This is a genomic window from Thermomicrobiales bacterium (assembly GCA_023954495.1).
In the GTDB taxonomy this organism is placed as follows: Bacteria; Chloroflexota; Chloroflexia; order Thermomicrobiales; family CFX8; genus JAMLIA01.
In genome coordinates, this window is the sequence record JAMLIA010000010.1 from 1 (window position 1) to 22,220 (window position 22,220).

Annotated in this window: 20 protein-coding genes; 7 read left to right on the top strand and 13 right to left on the bottom strand. The window is 64.0% G+C overall.

Going from position 1 to position 22,220, the window contains the following annotated elements; genetic code table 11:
• From M9890_03300 to M9890_03315, 4 genes are all read left to right on the top strand, one after another.
• The coding region (locus M9890_03300) for an acyl-CoA dehydrogenase (protein ID MCO5175988.1) at positions 1-475 on the top strand (475 nt) is incomplete at its 5' end.
• A 172-nt stretch (positions 476-647) separates the two neighbouring features.
• A complete protein-coding gene (locus tag M9890_03305; protein MCO5175989.1) occupies positions 648-2,954 on the top strand; it encodes a 3-hydroxyacyl-CoA dehydrogenase/enoyl-CoA hydratase family protein in 2,307 nt (768 codons plus the stop codon).
• An 18-nt stretch (positions 2,955-2,972) separates the two neighbouring features.
• Positions 2,973-4,145, top strand: coding sequence for a thiolase family protein (locus tag M9890_03310; protein ID MCO5175990.1), 1,173 nt, complete (start codon positions 2,973-2,975; stop codon positions 4,143-4,145).
• A 54-nt stretch (positions 4,146-4,199) separates the two neighbouring features.
• Positions 4,200-5,825 carry a long-chain fatty acid--CoA ligase gene (locus M9890_03315; GenBank protein ID MCO5175991.1) on the top strand — a complete coding sequence of 542 codons (1,626 nt, stop codon included), beginning with the start codon at positions 4,200-4,202 and terminating at the stop codon, positions 5,823-5,825.
• Between the two features lie 40 nt (positions 5,826-5,865).
• Here M9890_03315 and M9890_03320 read toward each other — a convergent pair whose 3' ends face one another.
• The 6 genes from M9890_03320 to hisIE form a co-directional block, all read right to left on the bottom strand.
• Complete coding sequence (locus M9890_03320) at positions 5,866-6,645, bottom strand: sugar phosphate nucleotidyltransferase (GenBank protein ID MCO5175992.1); 780 nt, start codon at positions 6,643-6,645, stop codon at positions 5,866-5,868.
• A gap of 19 nt (positions 6,646-6,664) precedes the next feature.
• Entirely contained in the window at positions 6,665-6,865 is a 201-nt protein-coding gene (locus tag M9890_03325) for a hypothetical protein (GenBank protein ID MCO5175993.1), read from the bottom strand.
• Positions 6,866-7,016: 151 nt separating this feature from the next.
• Positions 7,017-9,077, bottom strand: a complete 2,061-nt coding sequence (locus M9890_03330) for a ScyD/ScyE family protein (protein ID MCO5175994.1) — start codon at positions 9,075-9,077, stop codon at positions 7,017-7,019.
• Positions 9,068-9,820: a hypothetical protein gene (locus tag M9890_03335; GenBank protein ID MCO5175995.1), complete on the bottom strand. Its 753-nt coding sequence runs from the start codon at positions 9,818-9,820 to the stop codon at positions 9,068-9,070. The genes M9890_03330 and M9890_03335 overlap by 10 nt, the downstream gene beginning before the upstream one ends.
• Before the next feature lie 420 nt (positions 9,821-10,240).
• Positions 10,241-10,915, bottom strand: coding sequence for an HAD family hydrolase (locus M9890_03340; protein MCO5175996.1), 675 nt, complete (start codon positions 10,913-10,915; stop codon positions 10,241-10,243).
• Positions 10,912-11,589, bottom strand: coding sequence for a bifunctional phosphoribosyl-AMP cyclohydrolase/phosphoribosyl-ATP diphosphatase HisIE (hisIE, locus tag M9890_03345; GenBank protein ID MCO5175997.1), 678 nt, complete (start codon positions 11,587-11,589; stop codon positions 10,912-10,914). The genes M9890_03340 and hisIE overlap by 4 nt, the downstream gene beginning before the upstream one ends.
• 83 nt (positions 11,590-11,672) lie before the next feature.
• On the opposite strand from hisIE, the gene M9890_03350 reads away from it, so the two are divergent.
• A complete protein-coding gene (locus tag M9890_03350) occupies positions 11,673-11,885 on the top strand; it encodes a hypothetical protein (GenBank protein ID MCO5175998.1) in 213 nt (70 codons plus the stop codon).
• Positions 11,886-11,892: 7 nt separating this feature from the next.
• On the opposite strand, the gene M9890_03355 is transcribed toward M9890_03350, so the two are convergent.
• Together M9890_03355 and M9890_03360 are read right to left on the bottom strand one after the other, a co-directional pair.
• Complete coding sequence (locus tag M9890_03355) at positions 11,893-12,369, bottom strand: hypothetical protein (protein MCO5175999.1); 477 nt, start codon at positions 12,367-12,369, stop codon at positions 11,893-11,895.
• Between the two features lie 4 nt (positions 12,370-12,373).
• Positions 12,374-12,859 carry a hypothetical protein gene (locus M9890_03360; GenBank protein ID MCO5176000.1) on the bottom strand — a complete coding sequence of 162 codons (486 nt, stop codon included), beginning with the start codon at positions 12,857-12,859 and terminating at the stop codon, positions 12,374-12,376.
• Positions 12,860-13,156: 297 nt separating this feature from the next.
• On the opposite strand from M9890_03360, the gene M9890_03365 reads away from it, so the two are divergent.
• Entirely contained in the window at positions 13,157-14,416 is a 1,260-nt protein-coding gene (locus M9890_03365; protein ID MCO5176001.1) for a hypothetical protein, read from the top strand.
• Positions 14,417-14,729: 313 nt separating this feature from the next.
• On the opposite strand, the gene M9890_03370 is transcribed toward M9890_03365, so the two are convergent.
• The 4 genes from M9890_03370 to apbC all read right to left on the bottom strand — a co-directional run bounded on the left by M9890_03370 (position 14,730) and on the right by apbC (position 19,892).
• Positions 14,730-15,290, bottom strand: a complete 561-nt coding sequence (locus M9890_03370; protein ID MCO5176002.1) for a CAP domain-containing protein — start codon at positions 15,288-15,290, stop codon at positions 14,730-14,732.
• 1,149 nt (positions 15,291-16,439) lie between these two features.
• A complete protein-coding gene (locus M9890_03375) occupies positions 16,440-17,717 on the bottom strand; it encodes a fumarylacetoacetate hydrolase family protein (protein ID MCO5176003.1) in 1,278 nt (425 codons plus the stop codon).
• On the bottom strand, positions 17,714-18,649 hold the full coding sequence (locus M9890_03380; GenBank protein MCO5176004.1) for a fumarylacetoacetate hydrolase family protein: 936 nt from the start codon (positions 18,647-18,649) through the stop codon (positions 17,714-17,716). The genes M9890_03375 and M9890_03380 overlap by 4 nt, the downstream gene beginning before the upstream one ends.
• Before the next feature lie 151 nt (positions 18,650-18,800).
• Positions 18,801-19,892, bottom strand: coding sequence for an iron-sulfur cluster carrier protein ApbC (gene apbC / locus M9890_03385; GenBank protein ID MCO5176005.1), 1,092 nt, complete (start codon positions 19,890-19,892; stop codon positions 18,801-18,803).
• 156 nt (positions 19,893-20,048) lie between these two features.
• On the opposite strand from apbC, the gene M9890_03390 reads away from it, so the two are divergent.
• A complete protein-coding gene (locus M9890_03390) occupies positions 20,049-21,731 on the top strand; it encodes a cellulase family glycosylhydrolase (GenBank protein MCO5176006.1) in 1,683 nt (560 codons plus the stop codon).
• A gap of 15 nt (positions 21,732-21,746) precedes the next feature.
• Here M9890_03390 and M9890_03395 read toward each other — a convergent pair whose 3' ends face one another.
• On the bottom strand, positions 21,747-22,175 hold the full coding sequence (locus M9890_03395; protein ID MCO5176007.1) for a RusA family crossover junction endodeoxyribonuclease: 429 nt from the start codon (positions 22,173-22,175) through the stop codon (positions 21,747-21,749).
• Positions 22,176-22,220: the final 45 nt, after the last annotated feature.

Genomic DNA, 22,220 nt, shown 5'->3' on the forward strand with positions numbered 1-22,220 from the left:
AGAGGGTGCCGGTTTCCTGATCGCGATGGGTGTGTTCGACCGCTCGCGCCCGATGATCGCCGCGATTGCGGTTGGCGTCATCCAGCGCTGTCTGGACGAATCGATCGCCTACGCGATGGAGCGCCAGACGATGGGACAGCCAATCATCCAGCACCAGTCGGTCGGCGACAAGATCGCGCAGATGGCGGTGCGCGCCGAGGCGGCACGGTTGCTGACCTACCAGTCTGCCGCGCGCTACGACGCCGGAGAACGCAACACGCTGGAGTCGGCGTACGCCAAGGTGTTCGGTGCGGACAGCGCAATGTGGGCGGCGACAGAGGCGGTGCAGGTCTTTGGCGGCAACGGCTATTCCGAAGAGTTCCCGGTCGCCAAGCTATTCCGTGACGCGAAGTTGCTGCAGATCTACGAGGGCACCAGCGAGATTCAGCATCACGTCATTCGCCGCGAGCTGATTCGCGCGCGCACGACGAAATGACGTGATTCACATAGGCGTTCTGCCAAACCGTGCAGTACTATAGACCTACCTTTCTTCGAGAGTGATCGTGGCGGAAGACGCGATTCGCGGTGGCTCTGCCGCGCGATGACACGCCAGCGATCCGCGACGATCCGGCCAGAGCGCCACATGTGGCGCGGACGGAGAGTTCGCCATGCGGATCAGGTCGATCGGCGTCGTCGGCGCAGGGACGATGGGTGGTGGTATCGCCGCGTTGGCGGCGTCGGTCGGCATTCCGGTCGTGCTGCTCGATGTCGCCGGAAATCGCGATCGCAACGAGCCGGCTAAGCGCGGCCTCGATCGGGCACTGAAATCTCGCCCGCCGTCGTTCCTGGATGCACGCAGCGCGCGGCTGATCACACTCGGCAACATCGAGGACGACCTGCCCTTGCTGGCAGGCTGCGACTGGATCATCGAAGCGGTCGTCGAGCAGCCCGGGCCGAAACGCGCGCTCTATGCACAGCTTGAGCCGCTGCTGGGCGCAGACACGATCATCTCCTCGAACACGTCCGGCATCCCGATGCAGGTGCTGACCGAAGGCCGCAGTCCGGCGTTCCGCAAGCGCTTCTTCGGCACTCACTTCTTCAATCCACCGCGCTACCTGCACTTGCTGGAGATCATCCCCGGACCGGAGACCGACCCGGTCATCATCGAGACGGTCGAGCAGTTCGCCGATGTCGTGCTTGGCAAGGGCACGGTGCGGGCAAAGGACGTGCCCGGCTTCATCGGCAACCGACTCGGCGTCTACGGGATGCTGCAGGCGATCCGGCTGATGGAGCAGACCGGCCTGTCGATTGACGAGGTCGACGCGCTGACTGGCCCGCTCATTGGCCGTCCGCGGTCGGCCACGTTCCGCACTGCCGACCTGACCGGACTGGATATTCTGCTGCATGTCGCCGACGGACTCTCCGAGGCGACCGGCGAAGACTACGGCTTGCCGGACTGGGTGCGCGCGCTCGTCGCTGACGGGCGGCTGGGTGAAAAGAGTGGGGCTGGCTTCTACAAGCGTGTCGGTCGCGACATCCTGACGCTCAACCCAACGACGATGGACTATGAACCGCGTGCGGCGGTCGAGTCGCCGGAGCTGGGGGCACTCGCTCGTCGACCGCTGGCGGAGCGCTTGCGCGGTGCGCTGGATCTGCCCGGCGCGCACGGCGAGTTCCTGCGATCCCTGTTCTTCACCACGAGCCATCAGACGCTGACGCTCACGCCGCAGATCGCCTGGGATGTCCCGTCGGTCGATCACGCGCTGGAGTGGGGCTTCGCCTGGGAGATGGGTCCATTCCGGCAGATGGACGCCGTCGGGCTGGATGTCGTTCGCGACGGCCTGCGGAGTGCGGGGCTGGATGAGCCGACGCTGTTGCGCACTGCGGGCGAGCGCTTTTATGACGATGCTGACGGGTTGCCGTCGGCGCGAGCGCTGGATGGCACGCTACAGCCGCTGCGTGATCGCCCCGGTGTTGTGAGCCTGCCGACACGCAAGTCTGAAGGCCGCACGCTCATCGCAGGTGACGATGCGTCGGTGATCGATCTGGGCGATGGCGTGGCGATGCTGGAACTGCACTCCAGGCTGAACACGCTCGGCGAGCGGACGTTCTCGATCCTGCGGCAGGCGCTGGAGCTGGTCGACCAGCAGGGCTATGTCGGCCTGGTGATCGGCAGCGATGATGCGCGCGCGTTTTCGGCCGGCGCGAATCTGAACCAGATCGCCAGCCTGGCCCGTGAGGGGGACTGGGCCGCAGCCGAACGTGATGTGGACACATTCCAGCAGGCCACGATGAGCCTGCGGCGTGCGCCGTTCCCGGTTGTGGCGGCGGCCTTTGGGTTGGCGCTCGGTGGTGGGGCCGAGGTCGCGATGCACAGCGACCATGTCCAGGCTGCCGCCGAGCTGAACATCGGCCTCGTCGAGGTCGGCGTTGGGCTGATACCGGCTGGTGGCGGGACGAAGGAGCTGTTGGTCCGCTTCACCCAGGAGCTTGAGCCATACATCGAAGCTGATCCGTTCGAGGCGGTCCGCCGCGCGTTCATGCCGATTGCGCTGGCGCAGACCAGCCAGAGCGCACACGAAGCGCGAGCGATCGGGTTTCTCCGTCCACACGACCGCATCACGATGAATCGCGACCGACTGATCGGCGATGCTAAAGCGGCGGTGCTGGCGCTCGCGCCGGGCTACGTTGCCCCAGTCGATCGACGCATTCGGGCGCTGGGGCAGGAGGCGCTGGGCAATCTGCGCATGGCGCTCTGGACGTTCCGCGAGGCCGGGCAGGCCAGCGACCACGACGTGATCATTGGCGAGAAGCTAGCCTGGGTGCTGGCGGCCGGAGACGGACCGCCACGCGAGGTCAGCGAGCAGGATCTGCTCGACTTCGAGCGCGAGGCGTTCCTCAGTCTGCTCGGCACCCAGAAGACGCAACAACGCATCGACCATATGCTGCAGACCGGCAAACCGCTCCGCAACTGAGAAAGCAGGGAGACACCAATGCGCGAGGCAGTCATCGTCAGTGCAATGCGCAGTCCGACGGCGCGCGGGAAAGCCGACGGCGCTCTGGCCGGCGTCCACCCGGTCGAGCTCTCGGCGACGGTCATGCGCGCTGCCGTCGAGCAGGCTGGTGTCGCACCAGCCGACGTCGAGGATGTGGTCTGGGGCTGCGCGATGCCGGAGGCGGCACAGGGCCTCAACATCGCCCGTTTGGCGCTGTTGCGGGCCGGCATGCCGGTCGAGACGTCTGGCACGACCGTCAATCGATTCTGCTCGTCCGGGCTGCAAACGATCGCAATGGGTGCGCAGGCGATCATGACCGAAATGGCTGATGTGGTGCTGGCTGGTGGCGTCGAGATGATGAGCCAGGTGCCAATGACCGGCTACCACACGCGCATCAATCCCGAAGACATCGAGAGCTACATCGGCATGGGTTACACCGCCGAGCGCGTGGCCCAGCGCTGGGGCATCACCCGCGCGCAGCAGGACGAATACGCGTACAACAGCCAGCGCAAGGCTGCCGAAGCCTGGCAGCGTGACGCCTTCGCCGACGAGATCGTCACCGTACCGGTGCAGCGGATCGTCTGGCATGGCGCAGAGCGTGAGATCGAGGACGAGCCGGTGCGCCGCGACGAGACGATGCGGCCGGAAACGACGGTCGAGGGTTTGGCAAAGCTGCGGCCAGCGTTCAAGGCCAACGGCTCGGTGACTGCCGGCAACGCCAGCCCGTTTAGCGACGGTTCGGCGGCGGTTCTGCTAATGAGTCGGGAGGACGCCGAGGCGCGCGGCCTGACGCCGCTGGCGCGTTTCGTCAGCTTCGCGACCGCCGGTGTCGATCCGGACATCATGGGCATCGGGCCGGCGAAGGCGGTGCCGAAGCTGCTCGATCGGCTGGGCATGTCGCTGGACGACATCGACCTGATCGAATTCAACGAAGCCTTCGCCGCTCAGGTGCTGGCAGTGATTCAGGAGATCAACCTGCCTGAGGAGAAGATCAACGTCAACGGCGGCGCAATCGCGCTCGGTCATCCGCTCGGCGCGACCGGCGCGAAGCTGACGGCCAGCCTGATCCACGAGCTGCGGCGGCGCGGCGGCGGCAATGGGCTGGTGACGATGTGCGTCGGCGGCGGGATGGGTGCTGCCGCGGTTCTCGAGGTCTACGGGGCTGACTGAATCTCGCTCTCGCATGCAATCTCGATGTGCGATGTATCAGCAGGGAGGCTCATGATGCACGGTCTGATGATGGACTACCAGCTCACCCTCGATGCGATTCTCCGGCGGGCGGAAACGTTCTTCGCGCATAAGGAGATCGTCACCCGCATGCCGGACCGCGACTTGCATCGATATACCTATGCCGACTTTGTGGGCCGCGCCAAGCAGCTCGCCATGGCGCTCGCCGAGTTGGGCGTTCAGCCGGGCGACCGCGTGGCGACGCTCGCCTGGAATCACTACCAGCACCTCGAAGCCTATTTCGGCATCCCGATCATGGGCGGCGTGCTGCATACGCTGAACCTGCGCCTGCCGCCAGAAGATCTCGTCTACATCGTTAACCACGCGGACGACCGTGTCCTGATCGTCGATCAGGCGCTGCTGCCGCTCGTCGAGCGCATTCGCAGCAACAGCAACATCGAGCACGTCATCGTCATTGCGCCGGATGGCAGCGCGCCGGAGGGGATGACGAACTACGAGGACTTCATCGCCGGCCACGATGCGGCGGACTTCCGCCAGCCGGAGATCGACGAGGGCCAGGCGGCTGCGATGTGCTACAGCTCTGGCACGACCGGGCGGCCGAAGGGTGCGGTCTACTCGCACCGCGCACTGGCGCTGCATTCGTTGGCATCCGCTGCGGCGGACACTTGCGGCGTTCAGGAGCGCGATGTCGTCCTTCCGGTCGTGCCGATGTTCCATGTCAATGCCTGGGGATTGCCATTCACTTCAACGATGGTCGGCGCAACGCAGGTGATGCCCGGCCCGTTCCTCGATGCCCAGAGTCTGCTGGAGCTGTACCAGAGTGAGCGCGTCACCCTGACCGCCGGTGTGCCGACGATCTGGCTGGGCCTTTTGCAGACGCTCGACAAGGACCCCGACGCCTGGGATCTCAGCAGCATGCGGACGCTGCTGGTCGGTGGACAGGCCGCGCCGAAGAGCATGATCCAGGGGTTCCGCGATCGCCACGGGCTGGAAGTTGTCCATGCCTGGGGCATGACCGAGACGACGCCGCTTGGCAGCGTTGCGATCCTCACCTCGGACATGGAGGATCTGCCGATCGCCGAGCAGGACAACTTCCGCGCCAAGCAGGGTCGCCCTGTCCCGTTCGTCGAGATTCGCGCCAGCGGCGAGGACGGTCTGGTGCCGTGGGACGGCAAAACGATGGGCGAGCTGGAGGTGCGCGGGCCGTGGATCGCCGGTCACTACTACGACAACCCGGACGCGGAGGTGTCGTTCACCGAAGATGGCTGGTTCCGCACCGGCGACATCGTCTCCATTGATGCCCATGGCTTCATCCAGATTCAGGATCGCGCCAAGGACGTCGTCAAGTCGGGCGGCGAGTGGATCAGCTCGGTGGCGCTGGAGAACGCGCTGATGGGCCACCCGGCCATCGTCGAGGCGGCGGCGTTCGCCGTGCCGCATCCGCGCTGGCTGGAGCGCCCGATGGCGGTTGTCGTCCTGCGCGATGGCGTGTCGGTCGATGCCGAAGAGCTACAAACCTATCTGGCCGAACAGTTCCCGAAGTGGTGGTTGCCGGACCGCATTGATGTCGTGGATGCTATCCCGCGCACCTCGACCGGCAAGTTTCAGAAGTCGGTGCTGCGCGAGCAGTACGCGGATGCGTATGGCGGAGGAGTGAGCTAGAGCGCTGCGCCGGTGCCGAATACGCACCTTTGTGAGCGGGCTACTCGTCGTCAGTCGGCGCTGACATCGCGTGGCCCCAGGTGCGGCCCTCGGCGGCGAGGGCCATCTTGCGTTCTGCCCAGTAGCGGTTCGTACGGTAGAGGCTCTCGAACGTGCCCGCGTCGCTCCAGAAGCCATCGAGCTCGACCCAGCGGAGCTGCCCGGCGTTGAGGTAGAAGTTGTTGACGTCGGTGATCTCCAGCTCGCCACGGTCGGAAGGCTCGAGCTGACGGATCAGATCGAACACCTGCTCGTCGAAAATGTAGAGGCCGGTGACCGCGAAGTTGCTTCGCGGGTTCCGCGGCTTCTCCTCGATGGTAATGATGCGCTGCGGGTCGGCTTCGTCGAACACCGGGCAGCCGAAGCGTTGCGGATCGGGCACGGTCTTGAGGAACAGCAGTGCGCCGCCGTCGAACTCCTCGACGGCCGGCCGGATGTCGGCGTCGGTCGTGTTGTCGCCGAGAATGACGCAGATCGGCTCGCCGTCGGCGAACTCCTCGCAGAGCCCGAGCGCCTCAGCGATGCCACCTTCGTTCTCCTGATAGGTGTATTCCAGATGGCGGACGCCGAACTTCCTGCCTGTCTGAAGGACCGGCAGGAAGTGCCCGGCATGTGGGCCACCGGTCACGACCATGATCTCGTCGACCCCGGCCGAGACGAGTGTCGTGATCGGGTAGTAGACCATTGGCTGGTCGTAGACCGGCAGGAGATGCTTGTTGGTTGCGTGCGTCAGTGGGTAGAGCCGGCTGCCGAGTCCGCCGGCAAGGATGATCCCTTTCACCGTCGCCTCCCGTTATCTGTCAGCCACGCTCGACGCGGCGCACGAGTCGATAGCCACCGTACGTTATCGCCAGACCGATCAGGACGCCGAGCAGCTGCTTCCAGCCGAATCCGGTGCCCGGTCGGCCCAGGGCCAGCGGGTCAGCAAAGAGCGACGCAAGCAGGATGAGCACGCCAATGACCAGCACGGCGTAGGCGGCAAACGCTATCTGTTCGCGCATCGCCTGGTGCCCCCTGTCTGCCGTTGTCATCAACGAAAAGCCGGACTCAGCGCCGGCCGGAGTATAGCACCGGCGTACGGCCGACCAGACGCAGCGACGCCCCCACCTGGCCGGCAGGGGCGTCGCTGACGAGGTGCGCGAGGCGCACGAGCTACTGGTTGATCTTGATGACCTGACCCATGCCCGGGACAACGCCGAAGTTCGAGATATAGATCGAATCGTCGGATCCGATTGCCATGCCGGTTGGCATGACCAGCCCGTTGGACATGATCGTCGTCTGCGTGCCGTCCGATGCAACCTTGACGAGCGCGCCGGTCATCGTTGATGGATCATCCGGGTTGACTGCCAGCAGACCGTTCTGGGCCATCTCCAGCACGTACATGTTGCCGTGGCTGTCGAAGGCGATGTCGAGGATGTTGGTGAAGCCTTCTGCCACAACCGACATGTCGTCCGGCCCGGCGATGCGCCAGACGCGAGCGGCACCGACCTCGAACGGGAAGCCGGTCAGCTCACCGACGTAGTACGCACCGTCCGGTCCCTGAACGATACCGGTCGGGACGCCCTGCATCGGGATCTGAACACCATCCGGCAGGCCGAGGAACGGTGGGGCATCGACCATGCGGTCATCGATGACGCCCAGCGTCTCGAAGGTGGTGTTGTCGCCGTCCGGATGGACGTTGACAATGCCGTTCATACCGGAGTCAGCAACGACGAAGCCGCTCTCAGTCAGGACGAGCGAGAACGGGTTGGAGTCGATTGCGCCACCGTCGGGGTTCGCCGAGGACTCGTAGGCGGAAACGTCAGCGATGCTGTCCCACGTGCCATCGTCGTTGATTGCCAGGATGGTGCCGAATTCACTCGCCGCGTCGCCAACCAGTGCTGGGCCGACGGCGTCGCGGTTCTCGGCCGACGTGCCGAGGCCGATGATGGTGTAGAGCTGTCCCATGTCACCGACGACGACGTCGTGCGGGCCCGTGACATCTTCACCGAAGTTAACCGATGGCAGGCCGGTCACGACCTGCTCCTGCGTGCCGTTGGCGACGCGAGTGATCGCGCCACTGGTGCCAGCGCAGACCGTCACGGCGTCGTCGCCTTCGCCGATGGTGGCGCAGGCATCGCCGGCAGTGCCTGCTTCGGCGACGTAGACCGCGCCATCACTGGCAACGGTCAGGCCGCGTGGGCCCTGCAGACCGGTGGCTACGACAGCGACCGTTGAGGCGGCTGCACGCAGCTTGACGATCTGGCCCATGCCCGGCATGACGCCGAAGTTGGCGACGTAGATGCCGCCGTTGTTGATCGTCATCCCAGTCGGAGCGATCAGGCCGTTGTCAGCGAGGACAGTATGTGAGCCGTCGGCCTCGACGCGGACGACCGCGCCGGCGAATGCGGCAGGATCTTCCGAGCTCTCAGCAGCCAGTAGACCGCCGGATGCGATCTCGAGCGCGTAGAGGTGGCCGAGGTCGTCGAAGCCGAGATCGACGAGATTGGTGAAGCCGGTAGCAGCGACCGTCATCTCGCCATCTTCAAGTGCATCGCCATCGCCGTCATTGTCAGCAACGCGCCAGATGCGCGCCGAGCCAACATTGAACGGGAATCCGGTGAGCTCACTGACGTAGAACGCGCCATCCGGTCCCTGGGCAACCGAGGTTGGCACAGCTTCCATCGGGATCTGCGCGCCCGGATCGAGGCCGAGGAACGGTGGGGCGTCAACCATTTGTGGCGGGAAGACGGCGAACGTGGAAACGTCGCCCTCTGCGGTCACGCTCAGCACGGCATTTGCACCGGCGTCAGCAACCAGGAAGCCGCCATCGACCATCGTGAACCCGTACGGGTTCGTGTCGATCGCGCCGCCGTCAGGATTGGCGTCGACTTCGTAGCCGGAAACATCGGCTACTTCAGTCCAGGTGTTGGTGTCGGTATCGACCTTGAGAATCGCACCGAAGCCGTTGGCCTTGTCACCAGCGATCGGGCGAACCTGCGAAGGATCGGCACCAAGGCCGGTCAGGACGTAGATTGTTCCGTCCGGAGCGATCTGGATGTCGGCGACCGTGCCGGGCAGGCCGGAGGCGACCGTCGTGGCGGTGCCATCAACGACCTTGATGACGGATCCGGAGTTGGTGAAGCAGACCGTCAGGTCGTCGGCCGGGTCGCCAACCTGGAGGCAGTCATCCGGTGATGCGGCGTCCGGTGAGCCGGCGTCGGTCAGATACATCGCGCCAGCGGCGTCGAATGCGATGCCGCGCGGCGAAGTTCCAGGCCGTCGTTGACGACATCGAACTGCGGCGTCATCGACTCAAGCAGCTCGGCACCGACGCGGCGGAGGAGCACCTTGTACTGATCGTCATTGTTCGGGTGGTATTCGAACACCGCGCGCTCGAACCACTGGGTCAGCACGGTGTCGCCGTCGCTGTTGGTCTCCATGTCCGGCTCCGAAATCGGATAGCCGAAGAGGAGCAGTGACTCGCGGAGGGAAATGCCCTCATCGCCGAAGTCGAGGCCGTGGCTGGACCAGTAGCCGATGAACTCTGGTGCGATGGCGTGACCAGTTGTCTCGAAGAAGTTGTCGGAGCTCGGATCGGCCTGTGGGAAGGTCATCCAGTCGCGACCCTGCATGTCGAGAGTCTGGGCGCCGAGGCGTCCGAAGAGAACGTTATAGACAGTACCCGCATTCTCTGGATGCAACTCGAAGCGCTGGCGCTCGAAGTACTGCACCAGAAGGGTCTGCCCGGTGTCCGGGTTGACCTCATCGTGGGCGTCTGTTAGCGGATAGCCGAAGACCGGCAGTCCACCGTTGGCATTCCAGAAGTCGAGAAACTCATCGCAAATGCTGAAGCCGGTGACGTCGAACATCTCACACGAGTCGTCCGTCGAACCTTCTTCTGCGGCAGCTGCGAAAGGAACGAGCAAGCTCAACAGCGAAATTGCTGCAACGATGGTGGCGAACTTGCGCACCATTTACTGTCCTTTCAACCAATTTAGACAACGCGACCGGGTCGAACATTGCACGTAGATACCCCTGCTACCCTCCCTCCACGCTGTTTCATGGCACGCTGGCGCACGAGTGCATACAACACACCCACAGGATCGGGTGAGATTGCGCGTGTGTCGCCGTCCCATCGGAGGCACGATGCCTGTACTAGAGGACAGGTAGTCGTGTATGTTTCTACGCTACGCCTTGATGTTGCGACTGTCAATCCCTGCACGTGCATGTCCGCATATGTGCATGACATGTGCTGTAAGGATGAAAATTGATTGCTGGGGTTGCATGTTGCGGATACAGCCAATTGCGCAAGTGGTGGACGTGCTGGAATCCGGCACCAGCGGAGTTCGATGAACGCTCGTGCGTGTCACCGTGATGGGGCAGCGGAGACCCGGCTAGTACGGTGACGCGGTGTCCAGTGCGACCGCGAGGAGATCGCTGAGGCTCGTCACGCGCAGCGGTGTGTCGGTGAGCGCGTTGACTTCCCAGCGGTCAATGAGGACCGGCGTCAGTCCGGCTGCGCGTGCCCCGACGACGTCGTTGTCCCACGAATCGCCGACGTAGAGCGCGCGCTGTGGTGCGATCTGCATCTGCGTGAGCGTGCTGGTGAAGATGCGCGGGTCTGGCTTACCGACGCCGAACGTGCGCGGCGAGACGACGACCTCAACGAGATGGCGAACCTCAAGCTCGTGCAGTCGGTCTTCGGCTTCGTCGTTGTTCGAGATGATGCCGACGCGCATGCCGCGCTCGCGGATCTCCGCCAGCGCGTCGAGCACGTCGTCGAAGAGCTGGAACGTCTTGATCGTGTCGCGCCGTTGATAACGCTCCAGGAAGGCATCAGCCTGTTGCGACGGGACGCCGAGAGCCTGTGGCAGGCGAACAATGAACTCGCCCCAGGCACCGGCAGCGGAATCGCCGGCACGGACGAACGCGGCATAGACGTCGGCCATGTTCAGCGAAATACCAAACTCGGCGGCAACCTGCTGTGCGTAGACGAACCGATGCGGCTCAGCGCCGCAGAGCGTGTCGTCCCAGTCGAACAGCACCGCTTCCCACTGCTGTGCGCTCATCGTTCCTGCTTCCCGGCATGGCGCGTCTCCAGAACATTCCAGACCATGTCCAGCGGCAGGTCGCGTGCGCGCAGCATCACCAGCAGATGATAGAGCAGGTCGGCGGCTTCACCGGCCAGTGCATCGGGGTCGTCGTTCTTTGACGCAATGATGACTTCGGCGGCCTCTTCGCCGATCTTCTTGCCGATCTTGTCGACACCCTGCTCAAACAGATAGGTCGTGTAGGAGCCCTCCGGTCGCTCGGCGTGGCGCTCGTCAACCACCTTGGCGATGCGGCTAATGATGACCGGGCCGTCGGCACGCTCGGCGGTCTGCGCGATCGGCGGGCTGAAGAAGCAGGACTGCTCGCCGGTATGGCAGGTCGGCCCGGCCGGGATCACGCGCAGCAGCAACGTGTCGCCATCACAATCGGGTCGGGCATCGACCAGTTGCAGGATGTTGCCGGACGTTTCGCCCTTTTTCCAGATGGTCTGGCGGGAGCGACTATAGAAATGAACGATGCCGCTCTGGATGGTCAGGTCGAGCGACTCGGCGCTGAGGTAGCCCAGCATCCTGACCTCGCCGGTGCGCGCGTCCTGCACGATGCCGGGGATCAGCCCGTCGTCATCCCATTTGATCTGCTCAATCGTGATCGCCTGCTGTTCGTCGCCGGTCATCGCTTCTCCGTCCGCCACTCACCGCATCCCAGCGCTGAGTGTACAACCGCGAGACGGCCACCTCCGCTGCGAGTGGCGTACGTTGATCAGAGGAGGTGACGATGATCGATCGTCAGTACTGCACGCGGTATCGTCCGGCGATGCCGACGCAGTTCCCTGTTTCACCCCGCACGGATTTCGCCACGCTGCACGCTACGGTCGTCGACCGGCGCGATGCTCGCGAGCTTCTGTGCGACAGCAGCCATGACGGGCCGCATCGCTGGCCGGACGGCGAAGAAGTTGAGCGAACGACTGCTGCCGTTTCGCAGATGTGAGCCGTGCTCAGTCGTCGCGAGTTTCCCACCACGGTGCAGGTTCATCGTTGGAGCGCGGCTCCAGCTCCTGCCGGATGCCGACACCGATCATGTTTCCAGCGAACGCGCCAAGTGACGCCGGCAGCATTGACCAGATGAAGACGAACATCGCCTGCTGTGTCGCGTAGTTCTGGAAGCTGACGACGCGGGCGATGGTGCCCTCCCAGGCCGGCGAGTAGATCGTCGCCCCGAAAATCGCCGCCGCTCCGAGGCAGAACAGGATCGTCAGCACGCCGAGGACGACGCCGCGTCGGACAGTCAGGCCGAGCAGGAACGAGCCGACCAGCGCCGTACCGAGGAAGAGCAGCGTTGATTGTGTCGGTGCGATGTACTTCTCCAGCGCGCGCGACGACCAGATGATCGCGGCCGCCTGCATGAACGTCAGGGCGAGCCATTGCAGCGTGATGATGAGCCAGTAGGCGAGCGGCGAGAGCGGTCGTGTCATCGTGCTACTCCTCAACCCGATTGACGACGCCGACGCGATCTCCGATGTCGAGGGTGACCGTCCGGTCGAGATCGATGTAATCCAGCCGCATCCAGCCGTCGATGGTCAGGTTCGCCTCGCCGCCGCGCGGTTGCTGGCTGCCGGAGGTGACGGTGAAGGTGATTTCGACGACCTGCGTCTCATCCGGGCGCAGCGTGATCTTCTCGAACGGCTCGTAGGTTGCGCCGGCGAACACGCCGTCAAAGCGCAGGAACATCTGCATCGCCTCGACGGTCGCCGTCGAAGGCGACCCATTCGTGAAGCGGATCTGGGCACGACCGCTGCTGAACGCGGGATCATTCCAGACGAAGGAATCGGGCACGTAGCGCACTTCCATCGACGCATAGGCGCGCAGCGTGCCGTTGTATTGCGAAATGCCCTCAGCGACCGCCCAGATGCCCGTGGCACCCAGCAGCCCGGAGATTCCGATGATGAGCCAGAACCAGCGCATGTGTCTCCCCTCGGCAGGCGGCCAGCCTGCGCCCGAGAAAGGGTAGCCGAGGGCGGCGACTCTGGCTAGTCGGGTACGTCGACAGGTCGATGTCGGGAATCGCGCGGTCAGTTAGGCAACTATGTTCGGAATTTGGACCAACCTGGTAGTACGTTCGCCACGTTCCACGCAGAAATTGAGGTTGACACCCCCCCCGGTGCAGTAGCATATCGGTATACGATCTATTGAGTGGTCGATCACAGGCTGACGGAGCATCAACGTGACGTGCCGGTGCTGCGGGCTCATTCAGGCAAGTGCATGAACAACAACCAGGGCGAAGTGGAATCGGACTCTCGACCGAAGGCGGTGATCTGGGTCGCCGCAATGGTCATCATTGCTATCGGCGTGTTCCTTTTGTTTGCGGCATCACGGTCAGGATCGGGCCAGGCGTCGCAGCCGCCGACCGCCGTTCCACCGACGCCGATGGCCGCACCGACCGTTACGACAAGCCCCGGCGCGGCAGATGCCAAGGCGACGGCGCTGCAGCAACAGGAGCTCGCCCGGCAGACTGCCGTCGCCAACCCCGCAAAGCCAACAAAGCCGTCCGAGCCGATGACACCAACGGCGGACAGCTTGAAGCCATCATTGCCGGAACTCGGCATTCTCGACATGCACCAGAGCTCAGCGTCGATTCGCGGCTACTACGTCAGCAATCTCTGGCAGGGACAGATCGACGATCGACCAGCCTTCCTGCAGGTGAGTGCCGGAGCGACGAAGGCGGACACCGGCAGCCTGACCGATGTCGGCATCGTCGCGGTCGTGACGCTGGTACCGGACGATCATGGATACATCGTGCCGTTGGATGATTTCGCGGTCTACGAGGCACCCGGCAACGTCGGCCCGCTGACGATCGCTTCTGTAGACGGCAACACCGTCTTGCTGACAACAGCCCAGGGCGACACGATCACGTTCGATCTGACCAGCCGCGCGTTCCAGTCGCAGCAATCTTCGGCTGCGCCTGCCCCAACTGAGCCAGTCGACGTCGCGCAACCCGCCGCTCCTGCACCGGCTGACGAGTTGGTCGCCGATGAGCCAACCGACGCAGGCGTCGATACGAGTGACGCAGAGGCTGACTCAAGCGAGTCCGACGTTGATACGAGCGTAGCCGACGATCCAACTGAGGTCGCTGATGACGCGGTGGATGCAGACGATGGCACCTCGCATCTGCCGCCGGTCGGCATCCAGGATTCGCATCAGGGTGGCGCTGTTCCGTATGGCCTCTACGTCAGCAACTACTGGCAGGCACCAACCGATGACGGCGTGAACTACATCCAGGTGAATGCTGGCGCGCGAAAAGCGGAAACCGGCGGTCCATCTAGCGTCGGCATCGTCGCGATCCTGACGCTCTCGCCCGATGACGATGGCTGGTACAGCTCGACTGGTGTTCCGGATGTCTACGAGGCACCCGGCGAAGTCGGCCCACTGACGATCGTCGATGTCGAGGGCACCACGATAATTCTGCAAACGGAAGATGGCGGCACGATCAACTTCGACCTCGTCAGCCTGTCCTTCAACTGATTCCCTCCACGCGGGAGCGCCGACCGCCAGAGCCCCACTCTGCAATGATCGGCGCTTTCGCACATGTACGCTCGTTGATTGAGACTCAGTGCGCTGTCAGGGCTGAATTGTCTATTCGGCAGCATTCCATTTTCTCTGTCATTTCGAACCGCAGTGAGAAATCTCCTCTGCGTTTGACCGCATCGAACGTGTGGGAGATTTCTCGCGTTCGCGCTCGAAATGACAGGCTTCGAGGTTCGCTGTCGGACCGGGCTGTTTAGCTTGCTGACGCAGAAAGCCCGCGCGGCTTGCCAGCCTGAAGTTGACAGCCCACTCAGCAGCCGGGGCCGTCGTTGCCGTTGCCGAAGTCCGTCACCCAGACGTTCTGATAGTACGCGTCAGGGTTCGACGCAGTGCCGATGCCGACTTGAGTGAACAGCGGGTTGAGGATCTTGTCGCGGTATGGCTGCGAGCTCATCCAGGCGTTCACGAGTGACTGTGCATTGGAGTAACCCCAGGCGATGTTCTCTCCAGCGGCCCAGCCGGTGGCGGGGAACGGGTAACCTGCGTCGCGCATGCGGTCGACCGGCGTTGGGCCGGACTGCCCGGTTGGGAGCGGTGCCTGCGTGTTCATGTTGTAGTAGTCGCGGGTGGTCATGTCGAGGCTGTGGGTGTAGGCGGAGATGTTCAGCGCGCGCGAGTTGGTCAACAGCGAGAGACCGGCATCCAGCCGGGCCGCATTCAGCAGTTGCAGGACTTCGCGCTCGATGCCACTGAGGCAGGCTGCTTCGCCGCCGGTGTCGCCGATCGGCGTCGGGGTTGGGTAGGCCGCCGTCATATTCCAGGTGCCACAGTTCTCTGAGCGGAAGTATGCATCGCCCGGCTCGATCGTCACGTCCTGAATGGTGTGGGCGAAGTTCTCGACGATGACGGAATTCAGACTGACAAGCCGCTCCCAGTGGCAACCGGCCGACGAGTCGGTGTTGCGATAGGTTCCGGCAGCGATGTCTTCGCCGACGTTCCAGGTGCCATCGGTGAACCAGCCGTCGCCGTGCTGCGGGCCGACGGTGCGGTGGGTAATGGCGTTGGTGTGCGCGTTGGCGTTGGCGTCTTCGTGGCGGTCGGCTGGGCTCCGCCGCCGCCGCTTGTGGCGGTGGGCGCGGTCGTGTTGCCTTCGCAGCCGAGACCGTCCTTGTCCGGGTCGAATCCGTGTGGATCGGGCGACAGCACGGTGAAGTTGCCATACGGAATATCGGAGCAGTTGAGATCGGGAGGCGGCGGCGCAATGCAGATGTCGGGGTAGGCCGGATCGCAGCTTGGTGATGATGGCGGCACCGCGGTCGCTGTGCCCGGCTGCGTCGAAGGCTCGCCGCTAAGCCAGTCCAGATAGTGTCGGCCGACGTTGCCCGCTTCGGTCTGCCAGGCGGTCGGATTGGTCGGTGTCCAGGTCAGGCAGCGGCGCTCGAAGCACTGCATCAGCACATCGTGCGCGGTGCCGCCGACCCTCACCGTTGCCCAATATGCCTCGCTGATCGGCCGGCCGGTCGCGTAGTACGGGTTGACGAACAGCGGTGCCTGCACGAGCACACTGTTCTCGGACACCAGCCCGTCGGCTGTCATAAATGTCCAGAATGGTGCAGCGATTGTGTGATGCGTGATGTCGTCCAGCACGCCCGCCGTGGCGTTCCAGCCTGCGAGCAGCGGATCGACGGATACGCTGCCATCACGCGCCAGTCGAGCAGTAATGATGCTGCCTTCAGCGGTCGGTGGCAGATCGAGAGCGTGAGAGAACGAGGCGTAGGTCGGGCCGTTCGGATCGTCGGCGTCGCCAGCGACATTGACGTTGGCTGGTATGCGTTGCTCGAACGAAGCATCGCCGATCTGACGCCGGCCGGTGACCATTTCGACCACCAGCAGACCGTTCGTGACATACCAGAGTCCGTCGTCCGGTGCGCCTGGCTGGCTGATCTCCATGCGCGACTTGTCGAAGTACTGGACGAGGCGCTGACTACCTGGCGATTCGGCGTACGGCTCGTAGCGAGCGTCAGCGACGGCCTCTGGTCCCCACATCCAGGTGCGGGCGACCTTGCCGGCCGCGATGGGTCCGTCCGTCCGCGACCAGACACGCTCGAATGCCGGCACGGCGATTGACGCGGCACGGGCATCCTGTGTTGTGCTGACACGGATCGCGAGGATCTGGGCGACGATGAGCACGATTGCCGCCAACGCGATCAGCCGCCGTGGCGTAGACAGTGACACGCGCAACTCGCCTCCCTGACTGCCAGAGCGCGAAAAGAGTGTGGCCACCTGTTGCTGTTGGATTTCCCCACGCACAGTATGTACGAGATGAGTCAACTGTCAAGTAGTGCGATACCCGAAAGCCCGCTGAATGAATATCCAGCGGGCTTTCGATCAATCGATTTGAGTGGTCGTTATCGGCGGCGTTTCGCACGCGGGCGGCCATCGCTTCGTCGACGCCACGCGGCCATTCACGACCGAGCGGGTCGTTGACATCAACGTTCAGCACGCCGACGCCTTCGATCTCCATCCGCACCTGATCGCCGTGCTGCAGCGCGCCGAGGCCTTGATGGTTCGTGCCGCAGAGACTGACGTCGCCGGGAACGAGCGTCATGTAGCCGCTCAGGAAGGCCAGAATCTCGACCACCGAATACTCCATGTCGGCGGTTGTGTACTCCTGCCGCGCCTCCCCGTTGACCGACAGGGTGACGCGCAGGTTCTGCGGATCGGGTACCTCATCCGGCGTGACGATGGCTGGGCCGAGCGGGGTGAACGTGTCAAACGACTTGCCCATGCGGCTTGGCGGCATGCGACCGATGCCGCGTCCCGAGACGTCGATCGCACAGGTGTAGCCGGCCAGCGCCTCCAGCGCGCGGTCGTCGGCCGGCAGATCCTTCGCCCTCTGCCCGATGACCAGCGCCAGCTCGGCTTCGTGATGGAAGATCGTCGCCGGGTGGTTCGGCAGCACGACCGTGCTGCCCGGACCGGTGACTGAATCCGGGCTCTCCAGGAACATGTCCTGCTCCTGCCGCTCGCGGTCGGTCCCTTCCCGATAGTTGCCGAACGCCGCGATCAGCTTCGGCGGCCGCGGCACGGGCGCTTGCAACGCAACGAGCGGCGCCACAGTGCCGCTTGCTGCTGCTTCGGCAACCTGCTCGCGTCGATCATGCAGGGCAGCCAGCACACGCGGCATGCGGTCGGCGGCGGTGCGGTACTTCAGGTCAGCAAACGCTCCCGAGACATCGACGATCCCGTCGTCTTTAAGGACAGCGATGCGGTCGTCGCCGGTCAGTACGAGTCTCATGACGCCTGCCCTCCGTTCGCCTGATGCTCCGGCTGTTGGGCCATCGCCTTCACTCGTTCGGCCATCTCCGTGTCGATCCCGCGCTGCCAGGCACGCTCCATATCGTCGCGGACGTGCAGCGTGAATGAACCGATGCTGTCGATTGCGGTGATAACCTCGTCGCCATCCTGCACCGCGCCAAGTCCCTGGTGATTGGTGCCGCAGCAGATGACATCGCCCGGGCGGAGTGTTGTGATCGACGACAGATACGTCATCAACTCGCTAATCGGACGCTCCATGTCAGCCGTCGTGTAGTCCTGGCGACGCTCGCCGTTGACATCGACCGTGATGTGCAGTGCCTGCGGATCGGGAACCTCATCGCGGGTGACGATCCAGGGGCCGAAACCAGCAAACGTGTCGTGCGACTTGCCGAGGAAGCTGACGATCCCGGGGCGGCCTGTCCCGCGTGCTGAGATGTCCTCGAAAATCGTGTAGCCGAACACCGCATCCATCGCCGACTCCGGCGTCAGATCCTTTGCCTCTTTGCCAACCACGACGGCAATCTCCGCCTCGTGATGGAAGATGCTCGCCTGATGGCGCGGCAGGACGACGGTGTCGTTATGGCCGACGATCGCTTCTGGCGATTTGAAGAACACATCGAGAATCTGGAGCGGTCGATCGGTGCCCTCTCGATAGTTCCCGATCAGGCAGATGAGCTTGGACGGGCGGGTGACTGGCGAGTGCAACTGAGCCTCGCCGGCCGGTGTCCCGCCTCCGGTTGCCGCGCGCTGTGTGAGGTCGTCTCTCAGCGCCTCGAAGTTATCGATCAGGTCGGGCAGCAGATGTTCAGGTCCTGGCGGATCAAATTGCTCAAGCAGGTCAGTGACATCAACGACGGTATCATCCGCCGCGACGACGCCGATCCTGCTGTCGCCAAACATGGCAACGCGCATGCGGCCTCCTCATCCCTCGATCAATCCGGGGGTCTATCGAATGGATACCTGGCCGCGATGTTCACATGGGAAGAGGGAGGATGTCAATTAGCTGGAGATGCTGCTGCCCCCGTCCACTTCGACGGGGGCAGCAAGGAGTGTCGGTGAAGTGCTACTGCGCCTGCTTCAGCATGATCGTTGGGCGGCGCGGCTTTTCGACGGCGTCGACGGCGAGCTTGCGGGCGGCTTCGCGCGATGCGGCGCGGAATGCTTCGGCCGGCGGTGATTCCGGCTCGGAGACGACGATCGGGTGGCCGATGTCGCCACCCTGACGGATGGCGGTGTCGAGCGGGATGCGGCCCAACAGGGGTACATCGTAACGCTCGGCGGTGCGTTCGCCGCCACCGTAGCCGAAGATCTCGGTGCGCTCGCCGCAGCCGGGGCAGACGAAGTAGGACATGTTCTCGACGATGCCCAGGATCGGTGTCTTTACCTCCTGGAACATCTGGATGCCCTTGACCGCGTCGGCCAGCGCGACGTCCTGCGGCGTGGTGACGATGACCGCGCCGGAGAGCGGGATCTTCTGCACGAGGGTCAGCTGAACATCGCCGGTGCCAGGTGGCAGGTCGATGATCAGGTAGTCGAGCTCGCCCCAGTTGACCTCGTTGAGGAACTGGTTGATGAGCTGGGCGACGAGCGGGCCACGCCAGATCAGGGCGCGGTTCGCGTCGAGCAGGAAGCCGATTGACATCAGCTTCACGCCGAAGGCCTCCAGCGGCACGATCTTGTTGTTGTTCATGAATGGTCGGGCGCTGGTGCCCATCATGAGCGGGATGCTTGGTCCGTAGACGTCGGCATCCAGCAGGCCGACGCGCGCGCCATCCTGGGCGAGCGCTGCGGCGAGATTGACGGCGACGGTCGACTTGCCGACGCCGCCCTTGCCGGAGGCGACGGCGATGGTGTTCTTGACGCCGGGAATCGGCGTCTTGTCCGGCGCGCCGCGACCGCTTGAGCGTACCCGCGAGGTGAATTCGATATCAACGTTGGTGAGCCCGGGGAGCGGCGCGGCGGCTTCCCGCAGGTCGCTCTCGATCTTGTCCTTCAATGGACAGGCCGGAGTGGTCAACTCAACGTGGATCGTGATGGCCCCGCCATCAATGTCAACACCTTTAATCATGTTCAGTTCGACGAGGCTACGACGGAAGTCCGGATCCTGGACTGGCCGAATTGCCTCAATGACTTGTTCCTGGGTGAGTCCTGCCATGCGGCTGTCTTTCCCTCCCGTGACCATCCGCTGTGGGTTCTGCCGAGCGGATTGTGGCATCGACCCGGGCGTTATGCCAATTCTGCCGCAGTTGAACACATTTCTCAACCGCGACGTTGCGAAATGGCTGATGCGCGACGGAGTACACTCGCGCCGATGGCAACGAAACTGGACGAGCAACCTGGAGACGAGCGAACGAAGCGCCGCCGTCTGGGCGAGATGCGCCTGTTCGGCGTGCTGCGCGTTCTGTTGCACGTCGGCGCGCTCGTCGGGTTGGCGCTGGCCGTCGTTGCTTCCTCGTTCGCCCAGCCGTATTTCACTCGCGGTGTCGCGACCGGTAATGACTGGCATCCGATTCTCTGGACCGATGGGAATCCGATGGCGGTCAACACCTTCCTGAATGAGGAGCCCGATCCGGCAGTCGTCGAACAGTCGCTCGACATGATTCGCGATGGCGGGTTCGGGATGATCCGCCAGCTGTTCGGCTGGTTTGAGATCGAGCCGGAGCCGGGCGTCTTCGTTGATGCAGAGGGCAACTCGACCTGGGCGAAGTACGACCGCATCGTCGACGCCGCGTCCGAGCGCGGTATCCAGATTCTGGCGCGGCTGGAGAAGCCGCCAGCGTGGGCACTGGAGGGTCGGCCGAACCCGGAGATCGAGGGGCCGCCGGACGACCTGGACGACTACGGTGCGTTTGTCGAGCAGGTGGTCGAGCGCTATCGCGGCAGGGTGCAGTTCGTCCAGATCTGGAACGAGCCGAACCTGGAAGGTGAGTGGGGTGGTGGGCCGATCGATCCGGCTGCATATGTCGACTTGCTGAAGGTTGGCTACGAGGCGGCGAAGCGCGCTGATCCGACCGTCGTTGTCGTGATGGCCGGGCTTGCGCCGACCGATCAGCTGGGTCCGTCGAATCTGAGTGACCTGCTGTTCCTGCAGCAGATGTACGACGCCGGGGCCGCCGATTACTTCGATATCGCAGCGGCAATGGTCTATGGCTACGGCTACTCGCCCTACGACCGCCGGGTCGATTTCGGACGCAACAACTTTTCCCGACCGATCCAGACGCGCGAGATCATGGAGCGCAACGGCGATGCCGATACGCCGGTCTGGGCGGTCGAATACGGCTGGGTGTCGCTGCCGCAAAACTGGGACGGTCACGACTCGCCGTGGGGCACGCCGGTGTCAGAGGAGCAGCAGGCAGAGTACCTGGTCAACGGCTATCTGCGCGCGCAGCGCGAGTGGCCATGGATGGGGAAGATGGCGGTCTGGTCGTTCCGCTTCCCGCGTGGACCGGACGCGCCGGATCAGGTCGGCAACCCGACGCAGGGATTCGCGATCGTCGAGAACGACTTCACTCCGCGACCTGCCTATCTCGCGCTTCAGCGAGCGGCTGCGACCATTCAGGCCGCCGGGACTGGATCGTATCGCTTCTCCGACGCGCAGGTGGATGCGCTGAGCGCGGGCGATAGCGTCACGCTGCGAGTGCGCGGGCAGCGGGTTGACGTGCTGTCAGGGGGCGATGGTGCGTTTGTCGTCGAGATGGACGATGGCAAGGCGTCGACAGCGCCGCTCAATGCCGATGGCCGGGCGCGGGTGGCGGATGGGCCAGGCGGCAGAGTTCATGACATAACGCTGAGGTTGTCGGACGACACTGATGCGGCGCAGGTTGCGCCGATTGGCTTCATCGTGTCGAACGGCACAATCCATAGCTGGATCTATCCGTGGATCAATGCGGCGCTGGCGGTGGCTATTGCGCTCAATCTGGCGTCGGTCTGGTGGATGGTGTCGGATTATCGCGAGCGGAGGCAGCCGAAGGTGGAGTCAGTAGATAACGAATAGCCTCTGTGGATCGGACTACGTGTCTTCCTTATCAAGGAGAACGTAGGTCTGGTCCATTTGCCAGTCGGATGCCGGGCCGAGCTCGATCTCAACGCGCGGGCGGAGCGGGTCGAGCTGCTTGGCGAGGGTGAGCGAGACGACGTAGCGGTCGTCGAGGCCGAGGCGTTCGCAGAGCGCGTCGAGCGAGATCTTCAGACCTCCGTCGAGGTCGCGCTTGAAGGGCGTTTCGAAGAAGAAGACGAGATCGCAGGCCAACGGCTGGCCGCGCAACGTGTCCAGCCACGCTTCGGTGATTGCGCCGTCGGCGAGCAGGCGGTCGATGATGACACCAGCATCCTTGCGGAACACTTTCGCAGCGCGGCTGAGAACCCGTCGCCGCCCGACCGTGACGTACTGGTTGTTCACACTGGGCGGCAGCGGCAACGTGACGCAGAGCGTCCTCATGGGCGCTCCCATGTATCATCGCGCCGGGGTACGCTGTGACGATAC